The sequence below is a fragment of the Streptomyces sp. NPDC041200 genome, assembly GCF_055591805.1.
In genome coordinates this window covers 201986-218572 of sequence record NZ_JBVIZF010000001.1, presented here as the reverse complement: position 1 = coordinate 218572, position 16587 = coordinate 201986, and the positions used below count along the sequence as shown (strand labels likewise).

Genomic DNA, 16587 nt, shown 5'->3' with positions numbered 1-16587 from the left:
CATGGCCAAGAATCTGGTCCTCTGCTGTGACGGCACGTGGGACCTCGCCGACCAGCCCCACAAGACGAACGTCACCAAGGTCGCCCTGGCCGTCCGCCGGCGGGCAGACGGCGTGGAGCAGCGCGTGTACTACGGCCGCGGTGTCGGCACGCGCCGTTGGGAGCGCCTGCGCGGCGGCGCGTTCGGCATGGGGTTGTCCAGCAACGTCCTGGACGCCTACCGCTTCCTCGTCGACGCCTACGAGCCCGGTGACCATCTGTACCTGTTCGGATTCAGCCGGGGGGCTTTCACCGCACGCAGCCTCGTCGGCCTGGTGCGCAACTCCGGCATCCTGCGCCGGGAGCACGCCCACCGGATCAAGGAGGCGTGGGCCCTGTACCGCGACCGGATCGAGAAGCCGACCGGCACGGCCGCCACCCTGTTCCGCCAGACGTATGCGTACGAGACGGGGATCCGCTTCATCGGAGTGTGGGACACGGTCGGCACCCTCGGCATCCCGGTTCCGGGTCCCCGGTGGCTCAAGCCGGTCGTGGCCTCGGTCAACCGTCGGTGGGCGTTCCACGACACCGACCTGAGCAGCTGGGTGGAGGGAGCCTTCCACGCACTGGCCATCGACGAGCAGCGCACACCGTTCATCCCGACGCTATGGCACCAGCAACCCGGCGCCGACGACAAGGGCCAGGAACTGAAGCAGGTGTGGTTCGCCGGAGTACACAGTGACGTCGGCGGTGGCTACGGTGAGACGGCCCTGTCCGACATCACCCTGCTGTGGATGGTCCACCAAGCTCGCCGTCACGGGCTGGAGTTCGACCCCGAGGTCCTCAGCGAGACCGGGCCGCGCGCCATTGCCTCGAACACCGGCATGGGCTTCGCTGTGCGGCCCGACATCATGGGCACGGTGCACAACTCACGCACCGGCCCCTACCTCATGGCCCGACCGTGGCACCGGCCCATCGGAGAGGCCGCGGACGAGTCGGGCCGTGTCGACGGGTGTGAGTACCTCTCGGAAACCGCTCGCACGCGCCACGACGAGGACGCCTCCTACCGACCGCCCGAACTCGACCGCTATCTCGCTCAGGGAGACGTACACCTCGAACCAGTGCCCCTGACCGCTCCCGACTCGCATCGAGCGCCTGCCAAACCGCGCCGATTGAGACGGCCCCCCGCTTAAGAACCACCGCGACCGGCGCCCATGCGCCGTGGATCCCGTAGACCGCGCTGCGCGGGCCGCGGGCGCCCTCTCACGGGGCAACTGGTCGACCTGGCTGGATCGCCCGCTGATTCGCCGCAGAAAAAATCGATCGAATGGACCGAACGCCGTCGCTAGCGTATGGCGGATGGAAATCCGGGCGTTCGACGAGCGTGACTGGCTGCAGGTCTGGCCGATCATCGAGCAGATTGTCCGCAAGGGGGACACCTTCTGCTACGACCCCCTGCAGACTGAGGCGCAGGCGCACGACATGTGGGTGGTACCGCCACCGGGACATGTCGTGGTCGCCGTAGAGGGCCAGCGCGTGCTGGGCACCTCGAACATGTACCCCAACCGCCCCGGCCCCGGTTCCCACGTCGCCAGCGGCAACTTCATGGTGGCGTCCGAGGCGCGCGGCCAGGGCGTCGGTCAGGCGCTGGGCGAGTATCTGCTCAACTGGGCTTCGACCAGCGGCTTTGCTGGCGTGCAGTTCAACGCGGTAGCGGCCTCCAACACGCCCGCCGTCAGACTGTACGAACGCCTCGGGTTCGCCCTCATCGGCACCGTCCCGGGCGCGTTCCGCCATCCGGCGCTGGGCCCGGTCGGACTGCACGTCATGTATCACGACCTGGCTGTCTGACCTCTTCACACCGGTCGCCCGGCGATTCTCTACTCCCTGATGGCGATATCTGAATCTGGCTCTGACCGCGATTTCGTGAACGATCTCGGTGACGCGGCAGGCTGCCTCCCCCGGGCCATCAGGTCGATGCTTCACCCACGGCGTGCGGTGCGGGCAGCCTGCTGCCTTGCGGTCCCGGAACGGCAACACGGACAAGCGCCAATTACCGATGAGGCCCTTGCCTTCGGCAGGATGGGCGCCATGACCGAGATCCGCACCCCCCGCCTCCTCCTCCGCCGCTGGCACGACGACGACCTCGCGCCCATGGCGGACATCAACGCGGACCCGCGCGTCATGCACTGGATCGACGACGGCTCGGTGCGCGACCTGGAGCACACGGCGGAGGCCATCGAGAGCTGGGAGGAAGAGTGGGACGAGGAGGGCTTCGGCCTCTTCGCCGTCGAGCTGCTGGCCTCCGGTGAACTGGCTGGCTTCACGGGTCTGTCCGTGCCCGAGTTCCTGCCGGAGGTGCTGCCCGCCGTGGCGATCAGCTGGCGGCTGGGCTCACAGTTCTGGGGTCAGGGATACGCGTCCGAAGCCGCCCAAGCCGCCATGGAGTTCGCGCTCCAGGACCGTGGCCTCGACCGCGTGATCAGCATTGACCGGGTGGGCAACGACGCCTCCGGGAACGTCATCCGGAAGCTGGACATGGTGCCCGAACGCGTGACGACGCACCCCGTGTACGGCTATCCGCTGCGCGTCCACACCATCGATCTCACCCAATTCCAGGCGTGAACCGGCCGAGCCATCGGATCACCATGAGACCGTCGGCCGCTGTGCCTCGTGCCAGTCGTCTGGCCCTGGGCACGGCCAGACGACTGACCTACCCAAGCTGAGGTTGGAACAGGCTCACCCTGAGAAACGCCGAAGCCGTACCGGATTCCTGCTGTACCCGTTCCCACGGCCCGCACAGCGCTAGCGTGGGGGCCCATGATCGTATGGCTCAACGGCACCCATGGTGTGGGCAAGACGACGACCAGTGCACTCGTGCAGCAGCTGATCCCGGATTCACGGGTGTTCGACGCCGAGAAGGTCGGCGAGACGCTTATGGACATCACGCCAGGACTGCCCGCGACGGACAACTTCCAGCACTGGCCTCCGTGGCGGCCTCTCGTAGTCGAGACCGCCCGCCGCGTACTCGACTACACCGGCGGCACGCTGGTGATGCCCATGACTGTCCTGGTCGAGCAGTACTGGCGTGAGATCAGCACAGGCCTCGCCCACCATGCGATTCCAGTACGACATTTCGTCCTCCACGCCGACAAGGAAACCCTCCGCGGGCGCATCGCGGGCGACACTGTGCTTGGCCCCGACTCCCCATTCCGTCTCAGATACCTTGAGCCCTACGCCGAGGCGGCCCGCACGTGGCTACACGGCGAGGCCGAGGTCGTCGACACCACGCACCTCACGCCAGCCCAGGCCGCCCAGCAGATCGCAGAGGCCGTCAAGAGTTGATCTCAACCCAGCACCGCAGTGTCATCTAGCCCAGCGTGACGGGGCGGCGCTCATCCGCGGGTGCGGCGGCGGTAGTAGTGGAGGGTCACCGCGCCCAGCAGTGGGCCCCAGGCCACGAGGGGGAGATAGCAGGCGGTGAGGAGCCAGTTGCCCCATGGCGTGATGTCCATATGGGCGTGCAGGGTCGTCCAGACGAACAGCACTCCGTACACGCTGCAGGCGATGGTGCCGAACACTGCCGGGATCACCGCGGCGGGGACCGGGACCGGGCGGCCGCCGAGGTACGGCAGCCAGCGCGGCCATACTTCGCCCCAGGAGCGCACCAGCCCGAGGGTCAGCCAGGCCAGGCCCTCTTGGGCCAGGGACATCAGGGGCAGTATCAGCAGGCCCCAGCCGGGGAGGAGCATCGCGTCGTACTCGGACTGCGCCAGGCCGAGCGGAATGCCCAGGACCGCGCTGAGGCGCCATAACGCCGAGGGGAGGGACACCCATACGGCCGCTGCCGCGGCGCGGCGCGCCCAGGGCGGGACGGGTAAGTGCGTCCCTTGGGTGGAGGTGGGGTCAGGCTCAGACATGCCGAACGCTCCTCAATCAGCGATGTGTCGTTCGATGTCCTTGATGCTTTCGCGGGGCCCCGCCACACGGCGTCCCGCCAGGGCATGGAACGCCATCAGACAGCGGGCGTATCCGCATATCGCCGCATCAGACCCCAGGCGTACGTGCCGCCAGCGTGTCGCGGAGGAGCGCGATGGCCGGGGGGATGTCGGTGTCGGTGATGTTCCCGTATCCGAGGACGAGCGCGCGGTCCGCCGCATCGTGCACGCGGTAGTCGTCGAGGTCCGACAGGCGCAGCCCGGCGGCGGCCGCGGCGCGGACCGTTCCGCCCGTGTCGGTGCCGTCCGGCAGGTGCAGCAGGATGTGCAGCCCGGCGGCCGTACCGGCGACCCGGCCCTCCGGCAGCTGGGCGGCGAGCGTCCGGATCAGCAGGTCGCGGCGGGTGCGGAACCGGCGCCGGGCCGCGCGCAGATGGGCGTCGTACCAGCCGCGGTCGATGAAGGTGGCCAGCGCGAGCTGGTCCAGCACCGGGGGCGCGGCGGCGACGGGGTTCGCCGCCGCGAGCGCCGGGGTCATGGCGGCAGGCGCGACCAGCCAGCCCAGGCCGAGGGCCGGGGACAGGGTCTTGCTGACCGAGCCGAGGAGGAAGACCCGGCGCGGGTCCATGCCCTGCATGACGGCGACCGGGTGGTGGTCGTAGCGGAACTCGGCGTCGTAGTCGTCCTCGATGACGAACCCGTCCACCTCGGGGGCCCAGCGCACCAGACGCGCCCGGCGGGCCGGCGACAGCACCGTGCCGGTGGGGAACTGGTGTGCCGCGCCGACAACGACTGCCCGGGCCGGGGTGCGGACGAGGTCGTCGACGCGGAGGCCATCGTGGTCCACGGGCACCGGGTGCAGCCGCAGTCCGGCGCTCGCCGCGGCGTCGCGCAGCCGCCCCCAGCCCGGGTGTTCCACGGCCAGGTCGGCGATCCCCTCGACGCGCAGCGCCCGGCACGTACGGACCAGGCCGTCGGTGACCCCCGCGCACACGGTCACAGCCCCGGCGTGCGCGTCCGCGCCGCGCGAGCGCCGCAGGTACTGCGCGACGGTGGTCCGCAGGCCCGGATGCCCGGCGGGGTCGGGCAGGCCGAGGTCGTAGTGGACGGCCGAGCCCGTGACCGCCCGGACGGCGTCCGCCCAGCGGCGGCGCGGGAACGCCCGCAGGTCGGGCAGGCCGGGCGCGAGGTCGTACCGAACCGGTGAGAACGGCACCGGTACGGGCTGCGCGCGGGGGCGCGGCGGCGCGGTGTCCGGTGACCACGAGACGCGGGTGGCGGACCCGACCCGGGCGGTGAGGTAGCCCTCGGCGATGAGCTGCCCGTACGCCTCCGTTACGACCCAGCGGGAGCAGCCCAGATCCTCGGCGAGCGCCCGGCTCGGCGGCACGGCGGCGCCCTCCGTCAGTCGGCCGTCCCGGATCGCGGTGCGCAGGGCGCGGGCGAGGCGATCGTGCAGGCGGCGCGGGCCACGCTCCGGAGCACCGACCTCCAGCAGCGTCGCCCACGCGAAATTGGTCTGGGAATTCGCCACAAGATTGGAGCGTACTGCCGATCCGCATCGGCCTAGCGTGATGGCCATGATGAACAATCTGGTTCTTGGGGCCATGCTGTTCGGCACGGTTCAGGACGAGCGTCGATCGTTCGAGATCCTGGACCGTTTCGTGGACGCCGGAGGCGTCTGGATCGACACCGCCAATTGCTACGCGTTCTGGTCGGACCCGACCGGTTTCGGCGGGCAGAGCGAGACGGTGCTCGGGCGCTGGCTGGCGAGCCGCCCGGGCATCCGTGACCGCGTCAAGATCAGCACCAAGGTGGGCTGCGAGCCGACCGAGGCCGGACGCTTCCCGGAGACGGCCGAGGGCCTCGCGGCCGGGGTGATCAAGCGCGGGATCGAGGGCAGTCTCCGGCGCCTCGGTACGGATCACGTCGAGCTGTACTGGGCGCACAAGCCCGATGCGGCCACACCACTGGAAGAGACGGTCGCCGCCTTCGACGAACTGGTCTCCGCGGGCACGGTCGGTCGCCTCGGATGCTCCAACTACCCCGTCTGGCAGCTGGAACGGGCCCGGCAGATCGCGCGGGCCCACGGCGGCGCGGGCTTCACGGCGGTGCAGCAGCACCACACGTATCTGCGACCGCGCCCCGGTGACCACCCCCTCGTGAAGCACCGGTTCGGCGTGGTCTCCGACGAGGTGCTCCACTATCTGGCGCATCACCCGGACCTCGCGCTGTGGGCGTACACACCGCTGCTGAACGGCCGCTACACCCGCCCGGACCGACCGCTTCCGGCGGAGTACGACCACCCCGGCACCGCCCGCCGCCTCGCGGCGCTCGACGAGATCGCCACCGAGACCGGTACGAACCGCAATCAGGTGGTGCTGGCGTGGCTTACCGGCGGAAACCCGGCCGCCACGCCGATCGTCGGCGTCAGCACGGTCGAGCAGCTGGACGAGGCGGTCGCGGGGGTGTCGCTGCGGTTGACCGCCGAGCAGCGCGAACGCCTGGACGCCGTGGTGTGACCAGCGGGATCAGGCGCGCTTTTCGAGGCGGGTGCCCTGGCGCAGGGTGATCGACATCAGGTCGCTCGGGGCGTCGAGTTCCAGGCGGTGCCAGCGCCCGCGGGGCACGACGACGGCGGTGCCCGCCGCCAGCCGCACCACGTCCTCGGGGTCGCCCGGCGCGGTGGGGCGGAAGGCGAGGCGGACACCGCCCGCCAGACAGCACACCGCCTCGTCGGCCTCCGGGTGCATCTCCCAGTGGTCGGCGTGGACATCGGCATCGGTCTCGACGTGGAAGGTGGCGACGTGCCAGGCACCGTCGGGGCCGTTGCCCCGCATCTGCCGCTCGGCGGCCCGGATGTCGCCGTCGGGGTGGAAGCACATCGCTGAGGCGAACAGGTCGATGGGGGTGGTGGTCGTCGTCATGACGGTGTCCTTCCAGACAGCGGTTTTTGTACGTGTACGGAAAATAGTGGGGAAGGGTCGCCGCTGTCGACACCTGAGGGATGATGGGGCCATGCCGCAACCGTCCGCTCCGCGCAAAACCCGTGGCCGACCTCCCCGTATCTCCCGCGAGGAGGTCGTCGCCACGGCCCGCAGGATCGTGGACGAGGACGGCGTGGACCGGCTGACCATGCGGCGGCTCGCCACGGAGGTCGGCAGCACGCCGATGGCGCTCTACCACCACGTCCGCAACAAGGAAGAACTGCTCCTCCTGCTGCTGGACGACCACGCCGCGCGAACCCTGCGCCGCCCCGAAACCCCCGCCGCCCACCCCCGCGAGCGGATCGTCGTCGCCGCCGCCGCGATCCATGAGGCGCTCGCCGCCTGCCCCTGGATCGTGGAGGTGCTGACCTCCGACGACCTGATGTCCGTGTCCGCGCTGTGGTTCGTCGAGCAGATCGTGGACGGCCTGGTCGCATGCGGCCTGACTCCCGAACGGGCCGTGCACGGCTATCGCGCGATCTGGTACTACACCGCCGGAGAGATCGTGGTACGGGCGTCAGCGGCCCGGCGGCGCGCCGCCGACGCCACCGACGACCGTGTGACGTACCGGGAGCGGGTGTTCGCCGATCTCGACCCGGACGAGCTTCCGCGCCTGGCGCACGTCGCGGACGACTGGGCACCGCTGACCGCCGAGGACACCTATCTGGACGGGCTCCGCGCCCTGGTGGACGGCCTTCTCGCCACCCGCTGACGGGTCTTGTCGGCCAGGGGCGCCCCAGCTACGACATCGCTGTGCACCGCGAGAACGGTGCCGCGCTCGCCCCGCGCAACGAGCCGTCGAGGCGGAAGCGGGCATCAAGCTCAAGGTATACGGGCGACTGACCGCCGGTGACAACGGCTGTGACGGCGGCGGAGATCCCCCCCGGTGGTCGACCGGATCGTGTCCCGGTTCGACGACTACGCCGACCGCTGGCACACGCTGCCGGTCGGAGGTTCGCTGACCCTGACGTGGTGACGTCGGCCCAGCCCTTCTCCGGCCCCGTCCGCCCCGTCCGCCCCTCGGCTTCCGCTGGACACGTGGTGCGGCGGGCTCAGAGCGTGTCGCCCAAGGAGAGGCATTTGGATTCCTGAGGAATGCTGCGGACCGCCCGGGTGAGGTCGACCACCGCGTCTGTGGCCTTGGATCCATCGCCCTCGACGGTCACCTCGACCGCGGGGTCGCGGCCGTACGTCGTCAAGACGTGCACCCCGTCCTTCTGCGCCTGTTCCTCGTCGAGCACCCAGTCGACGCCGTTGACGGTCACGCACAGGTTGGTCGTCGGCCTCAGCGGCGTGACGCCACAGCGCAGAACGACCGAGCCGTCTCCCCAGGAGGCGACTCCCTCTCCGGTGACGTCGTCGCGATGCTTCGAACGGACGGTTTCGGGTGCCCGGGAAATGACATCCGAGCACCGTGGATTATCGGCAAAGGGACCGGGCTCCACGGAAACCTTCGAAAAGAACAGGAAATACGAGGCGACGGCGGCCGCGATTCCCGCCGCGACGCACACCCCGGAGATGAGGCGGGCCCTTTTACTCCATGACCTGAACCGCATCGGACCCACTTATCCCATCGACACCCTCGCCCGCACCCTACCGCCACGCCCCTCCCCCACCCGGGCCGGGGATCGCGGCCCCTTACGGCGCGGGCCGGGGAGGTAGCGATACGGGAGTGGGCGTGGCCCCGTCCGTCAGGGAGCAGGGCGTTCGCCGCTCTCCAGATACGCGGTCCGCCGCTCGGCCAGGACGCGGAGCGCCTGGGCGGCTCGTCGGCGGGTCCGGGGCGGGAGCATGGGCAGAGCCTCATCCGGGGCAATGAACTCGCAGGCCGAGAGTTCGTGGTCGCGCGGGTACAGGCAGCGAGTCTGATCGGCCGAGAGCGTGCCTCCGTCGAAAACGAACGCGAGCTGGTCGTCCCAGGGGCCGTGTGGCGCGACCCAGTCGACGCACAGAAGCCCTCGCAGCTCGACGGCAAGGCCCAGCTCTTCGCTCAGTTCCCGCCTCGCCGCATCGGCGGGTGATTCGTTCGCCTCGGCCATCCCGCCGGGGAGATCCCACGCTTCCTTGTACGTCGGCTTGACCACCAGCACACGCCCGGCGGCATCGCGCAACAGCACGTCGGCCGACACGCGCTTGCGCGCCTGCCTGGCGTTCCCTTCCGCGAGGTAGGCGTCCCATTCGGCGGTGCCTGGCTGGGGGCGCGTGGTCATATGGCGGTGCCTCCGCCGATGGGAAGTGTGCCGAGCCCGGCCAGGATGAGTGCCCGTTGCCGCTTTGTCGCTGCGAGACGATCCAGGAAGTCCCTCACGGTCGGTTCCGAGAGGTGCCGGGCCAAGGCATCGGACAGCACATCAAGTTGCTGGGTGATCCGCAACGATCCGAGCGTTGCACACTCGCCGAGGAGCGCACGGCCAACCTCACAAGCGGCCTCCAGCTCGCCCTGCCGCGTGCGGATCAGCGCCAAGGTGATCTGACTGAATACGCGACTCCTCGTGCGGTCACCGGAGCGGAGAGCGATCGCCTCTTCGGCGGCTTCAACGGCGGCGGGCAAGCGGCCCGCATCCTGCAAGGACAACGCTGTCTCGCTCGCCAATGCGGGACTGTCGAACGAACTGATCCAAGGGGATGGCTGGGTGTCCGGCATCTTGTTGATCTCCTTCTGTGCCACAGCCAGCGAGCGGCGAGCCCCGTCGCCATCCCCGAGCTGAGCGAGCGCTCGCGCCTCCATCGCGTGCAGTCTCGCGTTCAGCGCAGGAATGCGGGACCCACCGGTTACATGGTCGTGTCCCGCTCTCGCGAGAGAAACGGCCTTATCCGGGTGCCCCGTCTGTAAGGCGAGATGGCTCTTGCTGGCCAGGATGTTCGCACTCAAAGCGTGGTCATCTCCGGCCTTCGCCAGCGAAAGGGCCTTGGTGAAGTGGTCACCGGCCCGCCGGTTATGTCCCATGTCATGAGCCATCCATCCGGCCATCTCCGTGAGCGCTGCGGCTGCCTGGAACGTCCGAGCGGAGTCAACGCCGGTCTCGCCCCCAAAGACCCGTGGGCCCACCTCGCGATGGAGGTAGTGGAGCACTGAGGCGTACAGATGACCACCGCCCAATTGCCGGTCCGCGGCCCGAAACGACCTCACCGCGGCCAGGTCCGGGGTTACTTCCGAGGACGGCACGGACTGGATGCGCCCGGCCTGAGCGGCGAGGGACGCACGCCGCGTCTCGTAACCCTCCCAGGGACGGGGAGCGAGGCGCATCAATCCACCGGGGATACGCAATCCATCAGCGATCTGCTCCATCTTTTCCACGCTCGTCACGCGACCTTCGCCGCGTGCGAGCTTCCCGACGCGCTCAGGCTTCATGTCGCATGCGTCGGCGATGCGCATGAAGCTGATGCCGGACCATTTACGGGCGAGAGCGAAGAACGCGCCGAAGTCATGACACAGCAGCGCGGCGCGCACGTCTTCGCGAGCGAGCAGTCGTTCCGGCAGGGCGTTGGGCGCGACGGACTCGGCCAAGGGAGCACTCCCGGTGTCGCGATCTTACTGAGGGTTGATCAGCCCGCACCGAGTGTACCCAGTGCAAGGTGTCTGCGACCGCCACCGGTCGCCATCACGGCAAACCACCCCGCTGCGAAGGTGCCTACCCATGATGGGGATAGCCAGGGGCGGGAAGGCAGCGCCGTTACTCCGCAGCACAGTTGGCAGTGCGAGACCCCCGCGACCGCGCGAACGGCCCGGGGGCGTGGTCAACGCTACTGAGGAGCGCCAACGTGCTGAACCATATCCACCCCATCGCGTGGCGGCTGCTGCGATCATTGCTGCCCGGCCGGGAGCGTCGGCCCACAGGCCGGACGAGCCCTCCGGTGAGCTGCGCGGATGCCCCAACGCTGCGGCTTCCGCGCGTGCATCAGGACACTCCTCGCGTGGAGTTGCTGTGCGCTCCGCACGGGATGGTGGTCGTTCGGTGAGCACACAACCGCGTCTGCTGCCGTGGAATGGGGTGGCTGGGAAGCCGTGTTACCTGGTCCCCAGCGAGGACGGCAAGGGCTACCTGTCACGGCTCGCAGACGAGATGGAAGCCGTACAGCTCCGCATGGGCACCGAACTCCTAGGCCATGCGGCCGCGCTGCTCGGCAACCCCAACGCAGAAGCCGGAGAGCTCGCTTCCTCGCGAACCGGCTGGTCGAGGCGCTACGGGACGCGCTCCGGGTCGCAGAGAGCCGCGGCAGGCGGCTCCCCGGGGCCGATGAGGACGAGAACGGGGCGGTCGGATGAGCGGGGCGGGAGAGGGCTGGCAGGTGCGGCCCGTGCCGGGGCGGGGGTTGCGGCGGGGCGGGGATGGCCGCCTTGAACTGCCGGTTCATGTGCTGCGCCCCGGGCCCGTCGGCCTGGGCTCGCTGGTACTGACGGGAGTGGAAGCGGAGCAGCTACACGCCGCGTTGTGCTACGCCCTCGACGGGCAATCCGCCCCTGTCGACGCGCCGGAGTGCCGAAAAGCGGTCCGTTACCCGGGTGGCCGACAGCGGTACTGAGGTCGACGTCGAGGCGCCCCCACCCTCGCGAGGGCTGTCGGTCTTCTCGCGGAGGAACTCAGGCCTCCACCAGCGCCGTCACCAGGCGGGTCATGGCGGGCCTGGGGTCGGGCGTGCCCGGCCAGCTGGTCATCAGGAGGTGGTGGGCGGCGCCGACGATGGCCAGGGCCACGGCGTCCGGGTCGACTGTCCCTGCCACCCGGCCGAGCCGCTGTTCGGCGTGCAGATAGCCGGTGACGGCCTCCTGGATCGTGCCGAAGCCCGGGGCCCCGGCTTCCAGGGCCTCGCGGATGCGCAGCGCGGCGCCGGGGCGGGACAGGGCGAGCCCTGAAATGGCCGGGCCGCCGGAGTCGAACAGGGCGAGGGCGACGGCGTCCAGGTTCCGGGTCACCGTGTTCCGCCCCGCGAGGTCCGACAGCGCCCGCGCCTTCGCGGCGGTCCGCGCGAACCGGTCGAGGCACAGCTCGGCCACGAACTCGTCCATGCCCGCGAAGTGCGTATGCAGCAGCCCCTTCGCGCAACCGGCCTCGGTCGTGACGGCCCGGCTGGTGAGTGCGCCGGGGCCGGACCTCTCCACGACGCGCTCGGCGGCCGAGAACAGCTGCTCGCACACGTCCGGCGTCGCCACTCCACGCGGTGACATGGGCCTCTCTTCCGTTCCGCTCTTCCGTTCCGCTTCGGTCGCGCGCACAGCGCGGAACGCCGTTGATGGTAGCGGAGATTGCGGGTTTGGGCGGATGCCCATACTGTTTGGGCGTACGCCCATTCTGCGGCATCCATCACAGGAGGCACCGTGCCCGACGTCGTCAACACGGATCAGGCCCAAGCGTGGAACGGCCCCGAAGGCAGCCACTGGGCTCGCCATCACGACCGCTGGAACGCCGTGAACGAGGGCTTCGACGAACCACTGCTCGACGCCGCGGGAATCACGGCGGCTCATCGGGTCCTGGACCTTGGCTGCGGCTCCGGGCACACCACGTGCCGCGCCGCGCTCAGGGCACCCCAAGGACACGTACTGGGCCTTGACCTGTCCGGCCCGATGCTGGCCGAGGCGCGGGCCCGCAGGGAGCGGGAGGGCATCCCCAACGTCTCCTTCGCCCAGGGCGACGCCCAGGTGTTCCCCTTCGAGACGGAGGCGTTCGACGCGGTGATCAGCCGCTACGGGGTGATGTTCTTCGCCGATCCGGTCGGTGCGTTCGCCCATGTCGGCCGGGCGCTGCGGCCCGGCGGTCGCCTGGCGTTCGTCTGCCCGGCCGATGCCCTGCTCAACGACTGGGCGGTGGCGATGGCCTCGCTGCGCGACATCGTGCCATTCGGCGGCTTCGGGCAGCCGAGACTGCCCGGCATGTTCTCCCTGGCCGACCCGGGCCACATCCGTGAGGTCCTCACCGCGGCGGGCTTCACCGGCATCACCGTCAGTCAGGCACAGGCGGACGGGGCATGGGGGCAGGGGGCCGAGGACGCGGCGGAGTTCCTGCTCGGTACGGGCCCCGGCCGCCACCTGATGGCACAGGCCGACGCGTCCCAACGGGACCGTGCCCGCCGCCACCTGATGGCACATCTGCGTCCCCACGAGGCGGAGGACGGCACCGTCCGGCTGCGCGGCACCTCGTGGCTCGTCACGGCGGACCGGTTCACAGGCGCGTGACGATGCCGGGGGTGGCGATGGTGATGGGGTGCGCGAAGGTCTCCGCCGCCGCTGTGTGTGCGGCTGTGGGGTCTGTTCCCGGCCAGAGGTGGGTGAGCATGAGGCGGGCGGCGCCCGCCTGGTGGGCGTACTGACCGGCCAGGCGCGCGGTCAGCAGGTACGGGGCGTCGCCGGTCGGCACCTGGTGGACGTACGTGGCCTCCGACAGGAACAGGTCGGCGCCCTGGGCGAGGCGGGGGATGTCGGGGCTGGGGCCGGTGTCGCCGGTGTAGGCGAGTACGGCGCCGGGCGTGGTGAGCCGGATGCCCGCGTTGGGGACGAAGTGGGGCAGCAGCCAGGTGTCGGCGGTGCAGGGGCCGATGTCGAACCGGTCGCCGGGCGTGAACTCGTGGAGGCGGTACGCCCCGGCGAGCATGCTCGGCTTGTCGAGGGCGAGCACGGCGTCGACCGCCCCGTGCGGGGCGTAGACGGGCAGGGGCGGCGGCGGGTCGTCGCTCAGCCCCCGGGCGCGTAACAGGGGGTTGAGGTCGGCGCAGTGGTCGGGGTGGCCGTGGCTGATCAGCACGGCGTCGACCGCGTCGACGGTGCTGTACCGGAGCAGGCGCGGCAGCGTGGCGTAGCCGGGGTCGATCAGCAGGCGGAATCCCGCGTACTCCACAAGGTAGCCGCTGCATGCCTGGCCCGCGGTGGGCCAGGCTCCGCAGCCGCCGAGAACGGTCAGTTGCATGACACGGGACCCTAGCGCCGTTCCTCGGCGGTGAGCAGGTGTTTTACGACCAGCTCGAAGGGGTCACGGGGCGTCCGGTGTCCACGCCGCCACCAGGTCCAGGAGACCGGGGAAACGGGCGTTGAGGTGGGCGACGCGTACGTGGCTGCGGCGCTCCAGGCCGTACTGCCGCTGTCTGGTGATGCCCGCCTCCCGCAGGGCCTTGAAGTGGTGGGTGAGGGAGGACTTGGGGCGGTCGATCCCGAACCAGCCGCAGGGGTGGTCGAACTGCTCCGACTCCAGGAGGAGTTTGCGCACGATGAGCAGGCGCAGCGGGTCGCTCAGTGCGCCCAGCACCGTTTCCAGGCGCAGGTCTTCGACCGCCGGTTCCGGCAGCGGCTCGGGCAGCCCCGCGGGTTCGGGCAGCACCTTGATGGCCGGAGGCGGACCCACCGTCGAAGGCATATGCGGCTCCTCGCATCCCGAATCGACTGTACGAGTCCAATCGTACTGCATGCTATGTTCGACTTAACTCGTACTGCGCTGGAGGGAGCGGCCATGGTGGAAAGTCGAACGGTGCCCGTGGAGGGGAGAGAGGGAGGGCGCTCGGACACGAGCGCCCCGGCGGCGGCTCCCACCTGGTGGGTGTGGCTCGCCGCGTGGCCGGTGACCGCCGTCTTCGTCCTGTCCAACGCCGCGACTCCGCTGTACGTGCTGTGGCAGCGGGACATCGGGTTCTCCCAGGGCACCCTGACGGTGGTCTTCGCCTTCTACATCGTCGGGCTGCTCGGCTCCCTGCTCGTCTCCGGCGTCCTGTCCGACCGGCTCGGACGCAAGCCCGTACTGCTGCCCGCGCTCGCCCTCGCCGTGACCGCCTGCCTGATCTTCGCCACGGCCCACACCGTGGTCGCACTGATCGTCGCCCGGCTGTTCAGCGGCATCGCGGTCGGCGCCGTCGTCTCGGCGGGTATGGCGGCCGTGACGGACGTGGCCGGGCAGGACCGCAGGCGGCTCGCGGCGTTGCTCGCCTCCTGTGCCATGGTCTTCGGGGCCGGGCTGGGGCCGTTCCTCGCCGGTGTTCTCTCCGAGACTCTTCCCGCGCCGACCGTCACCGTCTTCATCGTCGAGGCCGCGCTGCTGATCACCGCGATCCTCGTCGTGCTGCGCATGCCCGTGCGGCGCCCAGCGGCACCCCCGGCGAAGGGGAAGTGGGTGCGCGTACCCGGCGTACCGCACGGCAACGCTCCACAACTCACCCTGGGCATCGCGGTGTTCGCGCCCGGCATCACCGCGACGTCCTTCGTGCTCTCACTCGGCCCGTCGCTGCTGGCCGGTCTGCTCGGTACGAACAGCCGGATCGTCGCCGGAGCCATGGCGTTCGCGATGTTCCTCGCCGCGACCGGGGTGCAGTTCGCGGTGCAAAAGCTGCCCAGGCGCACCATTCTGACCGCGGGAGCGGTCAGTACCGCCCTGAGCATGATCGCGCTCATCGCCGCCGTCCGCACCTCATGGATCCCCGCGCTCATCGCGTCCGCCCTGCTGGCCGGCGCCGGCCAGGGCATGGGGCAGCTCGGCGGCCTCTCCCTGCTCAACTCCACCGTCCCGCCGCAGCGGTTGGCGGAGGGGAACGCGGCGCTCAATGTGGGCGGTTACGTTCCGGCCGGTCTGCTGCCGGTATCGGCGGGCTACCTCAGCGACGCCGTGGGGCTGACCGACGGGGCAACCCTCTTCGGCCTGGTCCTGATGGCCCTCGCCGCGGCCGGCGGCATCGTGGTCGTCGGCAGCCGCGGGCGGGCACGTGAACTCGGGTGAGCGAACGGTTCCGTGCGGCGTCAGCCTACAGACGAAGAACTCCGTGCCCGGAGGGTGTGTCCGCCGCCTGACGGCCCTAGGATCCACTGCTGTGGGGGAATCGAATCCTGAGTCTTTAACAGGAGTTGTCCTGACTCGCGGCCGGACCCGGGTGTGGGTGGAGCGGGGCGCGCTGCACTGGAGGCGGGGGCGTACGGCCGTCACCGTGCCGGGGGCGCGGGTCCGCCGAGTCAAGGCCGCCGGGCGGTCGCTGACCGTGGTCATCGTCGACGATGCCCAGGGCGGTGGGGTCATGACGGTCCGGCACCGCGATGCGGCGGTGGTCGCCGCGCTCGGCGCCGACATTGAGGCGATCATGGGCGACGCGGGGCCCGCGGAGCGCCCCCGGCCGGTCAGCCGGGAGGTGGTGCCCGTCTGGCCCGTGCGGGTACTGACGGGTCTGCGTGATCGGGTGCTGCATGGCAGTCCGTGGTGGCGGCGCGCCCTCTGGTACGTGGTCCTGGGGTTGCCGCCGGCTGTGTGGCTGCCAGTGGAGCCGCGCGGCCTGGTGCTCTTGGCCTGGCTACCGGTGGAGCCGCGCGGCCTGGGGCTCTTGGCCTGGCTGTCGCTGCCGCTGAGCATCGGCATGCTGCGCATGTGGGTGGGCATGGCCGAACTCGACACACGGTGGGTGATATGGCGCCGGGGCGTCACCGTACGCGCGAGGTTCGAAACCGACCTCTTGAGCGAGAGCCCCAGCAGCTACCGCGTGCACTTTCGCACCCTCGATGGCCATGAGGTCACCGCGCACGCGCATCTGCGGGGCCGCGGGGACGAGATCCGTTACGACCCACAGGACCCCACGCGCGTGCTCGTACCGACGCGCGTGGCCTGGCTGGGGATCGCCCTGGCCGCGTTCATGGTGAGCGGTATCTGGGGTGTCGCCTGTGGCGTTCCGACGATTCTGTGGCTGAACAGGCTGTCGGCGTTGCCGTTCTGAAGCGTAAGGTCGGGC

At 70.3% G+C, this 16587-nt stretch carries 18 protein-coding genes and 1 pseudogene; 10 read left to right on the top strand and 9 right to left on the bottom strand.

What is annotated here, in order from left to right; all coding sequences use genetic code 11:
- Nucleotide 1: 1 nt before the first annotated feature.
- From ACZ6CL_RS01085 to ACZ6CL_RS01070, 4 genes are all read left to right on the top strand, one after another.
- Nucleotides 2–1171: a DUF2235 domain-containing protein gene (locus ACZ6CL_RS01085; RefSeq protein WP_468929543.1), complete on the top strand. Its 1170-nt coding sequence runs from the start codon at nucleotides 2–4 to the stop codon at nucleotides 1169–1171.
- A 166-nt stretch (nucleotides 1172–1337) separates the two neighbouring features.
- The gene (locus ACZ6CL_RS01080) at nucleotides 1338–1829 is read left to right on the top strand and encodes a GNAT family N-acetyltransferase (protein WP_468929540.1); all 492 of its coding nucleotides are present in this window, start codon (nucleotides 1338–1340) and stop codon (nucleotides 1827–1829) included.
- Nucleotides 1830–2069: 240 nt separating this feature from the next.
- Complete coding sequence (locus ACZ6CL_RS01075) at nucleotides 2070–2603, top strand: GNAT family N-acetyltransferase (protein ID WP_468929538.1); 534 nt, start codon at nucleotides 2070–2072, stop codon at nucleotides 2601–2603.
- Between the two features lie 195 nt (nucleotides 2604–2798).
- Complete coding sequence (locus ACZ6CL_RS01070; protein WP_468929536.1) at nucleotides 2799–3323, top strand: P-loop nucleotide/nucleoside kinase family protein; 525 nt, start codon at nucleotides 2799–2801, stop codon at nucleotides 3321–3323.
- Between the two features lie 50 nt (nucleotides 3324–3373).
- Here the strand turns inward: ACZ6CL_RS01070 and ACZ6CL_RS01065 are convergent, their stop codons facing one another.
- Together ACZ6CL_RS01065 and pdxR are read right to left on the bottom strand one after the other, a co-directional pair.
- Nucleotides 3374–3898, bottom strand: coding sequence for a hypothetical protein (locus ACZ6CL_RS01065; protein WP_468929534.1), 525 nt, complete (start codon nucleotides 3896–3898; stop codon nucleotides 3374–3376).
- 127 nt (nucleotides 3899–4025) lie between these two features.
- Complete coding sequence (pdxR, locus tag ACZ6CL_RS01060; protein WP_468929531.1) at nucleotides 4026–5450, bottom strand: MocR-like pyridoxine biosynthesis transcription factor PdxR; 1425 nt, start codon at nucleotides 5448–5450, stop codon at nucleotides 4026–4028.
- Nucleotides 5451–5490: 40 nt separating this feature from the next.
- On the opposite strand from pdxR, the gene ACZ6CL_RS01055 reads away from it, so the two are divergent.
- Nucleotides 5491–6438: an aldo/keto reductase gene (locus ACZ6CL_RS01055; protein ID WP_468929528.1), complete on the top strand. Its 948-nt coding sequence runs from the start codon at nucleotides 5491–5493 to the stop codon at nucleotides 6436–6438.
- Between the two features lie 9 nt (nucleotides 6439–6447).
- Here the strand turns inward: ACZ6CL_RS01055 and ACZ6CL_RS01050 are convergent, their stop codons facing one another.
- A complete protein-coding gene (locus ACZ6CL_RS01050) occupies nucleotides 6448–6843 on the bottom strand; it encodes a cupin domain-containing protein (RefSeq protein WP_468929526.1) in 396 nt (131 codons plus the stop codon).
- A 91-nt stretch (nucleotides 6844–6934) separates the two neighbouring features.
- Between ACZ6CL_RS01050 and ACZ6CL_RS01045 the strand changes: the two genes are divergently transcribed.
- Nucleotides 6935–7615 (top strand): TetR/AcrR family transcriptional regulator, encoded by a 681-nt coding sequence (locus ACZ6CL_RS01045; RefSeq protein ID WP_468929524.1) that lies wholly within the window; start codon nucleotides 6935–6937, stop codon nucleotides 7613–7615.
- Between the two features lie 340 nt (nucleotides 7616–7955).
- Here ACZ6CL_RS01045 and ACZ6CL_RS01040 read toward each other — a convergent pair whose 3' ends face one another.
- The 3 genes from ACZ6CL_RS01040 to ACZ6CL_RS01030 all read right to left on the bottom strand — a co-directional run bounded on the left by ACZ6CL_RS01040 (nucleotide 7956) and on the right by ACZ6CL_RS01030 (nucleotide 10411).
- On the bottom strand, nucleotides 7956–8414 hold the full coding sequence (locus ACZ6CL_RS01040; protein WP_468929523.1) for a DUF3515 domain-containing protein: 459 nt from the start codon (nucleotides 8412–8414) through the stop codon (nucleotides 7956–7958).
- Between the two features lie 180 nt (nucleotides 8415–8594).
- On the bottom strand, nucleotides 8595–9113 hold the full coding sequence (locus ACZ6CL_RS01035) for an NUDIX domain-containing protein (RefSeq protein ID WP_468929521.1): 519 nt from the start codon (nucleotides 9111–9113) through the stop codon (nucleotides 8595–8597).
- Nucleotides 9110–10411, bottom strand: a complete 1302-nt coding sequence (locus ACZ6CL_RS01030) for an XRE family transcriptional regulator (RefSeq protein WP_468929518.1) — start codon at nucleotides 10409–10411, stop codon at nucleotides 9110–9112. The genes ACZ6CL_RS01035 and ACZ6CL_RS01030 overlap by 4 nt, the downstream gene beginning before the upstream one ends.
- A 418-nt stretch (nucleotides 10412–10829) precedes the next feature.
- On the opposite strand from ACZ6CL_RS01030, the pseudogene ACZ6CL_RS01025 reads away from it, so the two are divergent.
- Nucleotides 10830–11170 (top strand): annotated as a pseudogene (locus tag ACZ6CL_RS01025) (hypothetical protein).
- 315 nt (nucleotides 11171–11485) lie between these two features.
- On the opposite strand, the gene ACZ6CL_RS01020 reads toward ACZ6CL_RS01025, so the two are convergent.
- A complete protein-coding gene (locus tag ACZ6CL_RS01020) occupies nucleotides 11486–12070 on the bottom strand; it encodes a TetR/AcrR family transcriptional regulator (RefSeq protein ID WP_468929516.1) in 585 nt (194 codons plus the stop codon).
- A 150-nt stretch (nucleotides 12071–12220) separates the two neighbouring features.
- On the opposite strand from ACZ6CL_RS01020, the gene ACZ6CL_RS01015 reads away from it, so the two are divergent.
- Nucleotides 12221–13075 (top strand): class I SAM-dependent methyltransferase, encoded by an 855-nt coding sequence (locus ACZ6CL_RS01015; protein ID WP_468929514.1) that lies wholly within the window; start codon nucleotides 12221–12223, stop codon nucleotides 13073–13075.
- Here the strand turns inward: ACZ6CL_RS01015 and ACZ6CL_RS01010 are convergent.
- Together ACZ6CL_RS01010 and ACZ6CL_RS01005 are read right to left on the bottom strand one after the other, a co-directional pair.
- Nucleotides 13062–13802, bottom strand: a complete 741-nt coding sequence (locus tag ACZ6CL_RS01010; protein ID WP_468929512.1) for an MBL fold metallo-hydrolase — start codon at nucleotides 13800–13802, stop codon at nucleotides 13062–13064. The two genes, ACZ6CL_RS01015 and ACZ6CL_RS01010, sit on opposite strands and share 14 nt — an antisense overlap.
- Nucleotides 13803–13865: 63 nt before the next feature.
- Nucleotides 13866–14246, bottom strand: coding sequence for an ArsR/SmtB family transcription factor (locus ACZ6CL_RS01005; protein ID WP_468929510.1), 381 nt, complete (start codon nucleotides 14244–14246; stop codon nucleotides 13866–13868).
- 93 nt (nucleotides 14247–14339) lie between these two features.
- On the opposite strand from ACZ6CL_RS01005, the gene ACZ6CL_RS01000 reads away from it, so the two are divergent.
- On the top strand, nucleotides 14340–15593 hold the full coding sequence (locus tag ACZ6CL_RS01000) for an MFS transporter (RefSeq protein WP_468929507.1): 1254 nt from the start codon (nucleotides 14340–14342) through the stop codon (nucleotides 15591–15593).
- Between the two features lie 256 nt (nucleotides 15594–15849).
- The gene (locus tag ACZ6CL_RS00995) at nucleotides 15850–16572 is read left to right on the top strand and encodes a hypothetical protein (protein ID WP_468929505.1); all 723 of its coding nucleotides are present in this window, start codon (nucleotides 15850–15852) and stop codon (nucleotides 16570–16572) included.
- Nucleotides 16573–16587: the final 15 nt, after the last annotated feature.

Coding starts and splice junctions, on each gene's coding strand:
- ACZ6CL_RS01085 (WP_468929543.1), top strand. CDS start 2: ATGGCCAAGAATCTGGTCCTCTGCTGTGACGGCACGTGGGACCTCGCC.
- ACZ6CL_RS01080 (WP_468929540.1), top strand. CDS start 1,338: ATGGAAATCCGGGCGTTCGACGAGCGTGACTGGCTGCAGGTCTGGCCG.
- ACZ6CL_RS01075 (WP_468929538.1), top strand. CDS start 2,070: ATGACCGAGATCCGCACCCCCCGCCTCCTCCTCCGCCGCTGGCACGAC.
- ACZ6CL_RS01070 (WP_468929536.1), top strand. CDS start 2,799: ATGATCGTATGGCTCAACGGCACCCATGGTGTGGGCAAGACGACGACC.
- ACZ6CL_RS01065 (WP_468929534.1), bottom strand. CDS start 3,898: ATGTCTGAGCCTGACCCCACCTCCACCCAAGGGACGCACTTACCCGTC.
- ACZ6CL_RS01055 (WP_468929528.1), top strand. CDS start 5,491: ATGGCCATGATGAACAATCTGGTTCTTGGGGCCATGCTGTTCGGCACG.
- ACZ6CL_RS01050 (WP_468929526.1), bottom strand. CDS start 6,843: ATGACGACGACCACCACCCCCATCGACCTGTTCGCCTCAGCGATGTGC.
- ACZ6CL_RS01045 (WP_468929524.1), top strand. CDS start 6,935: ATGCCGCAACCGTCCGCTCCGCGCAAAACCCGTGGCCGACCTCCCCGT.
- ACZ6CL_RS01035 (WP_468929521.1), bottom strand. CDS start 9,113: ATGACCACGCGCCCCCAGCCAGGCACCGCCGAATGGGACGCCTACCTC.
- ACZ6CL_RS01020 (WP_468929516.1), bottom strand. CDS start 12,070: ATGTCACCGCGTGGAGTGGCGACGCCGGACGTGTGCGAGCAGCTGTTC.
- ACZ6CL_RS01010 (WP_468929512.1), bottom strand. CDS start 13,802: ATGCAACTGACCGTTCTCGGCGGCTGCGGAGCCTGGCCCACCGCGGGC.
- ACZ6CL_RS01005 (WP_468929510.1), bottom strand. CDS start 14,246: ATGCCTTCGACGGTGGGTCCGCCTCCGGCCATCAAGGTGCTGCCCGAA.
- ACZ6CL_RS01000 (WP_468929507.1), top strand. CDS start 14,340: ATGGTGGAAAGTCGAACGGTGCCCGTGGAGGGGAGAGAGGGAGGGCGC.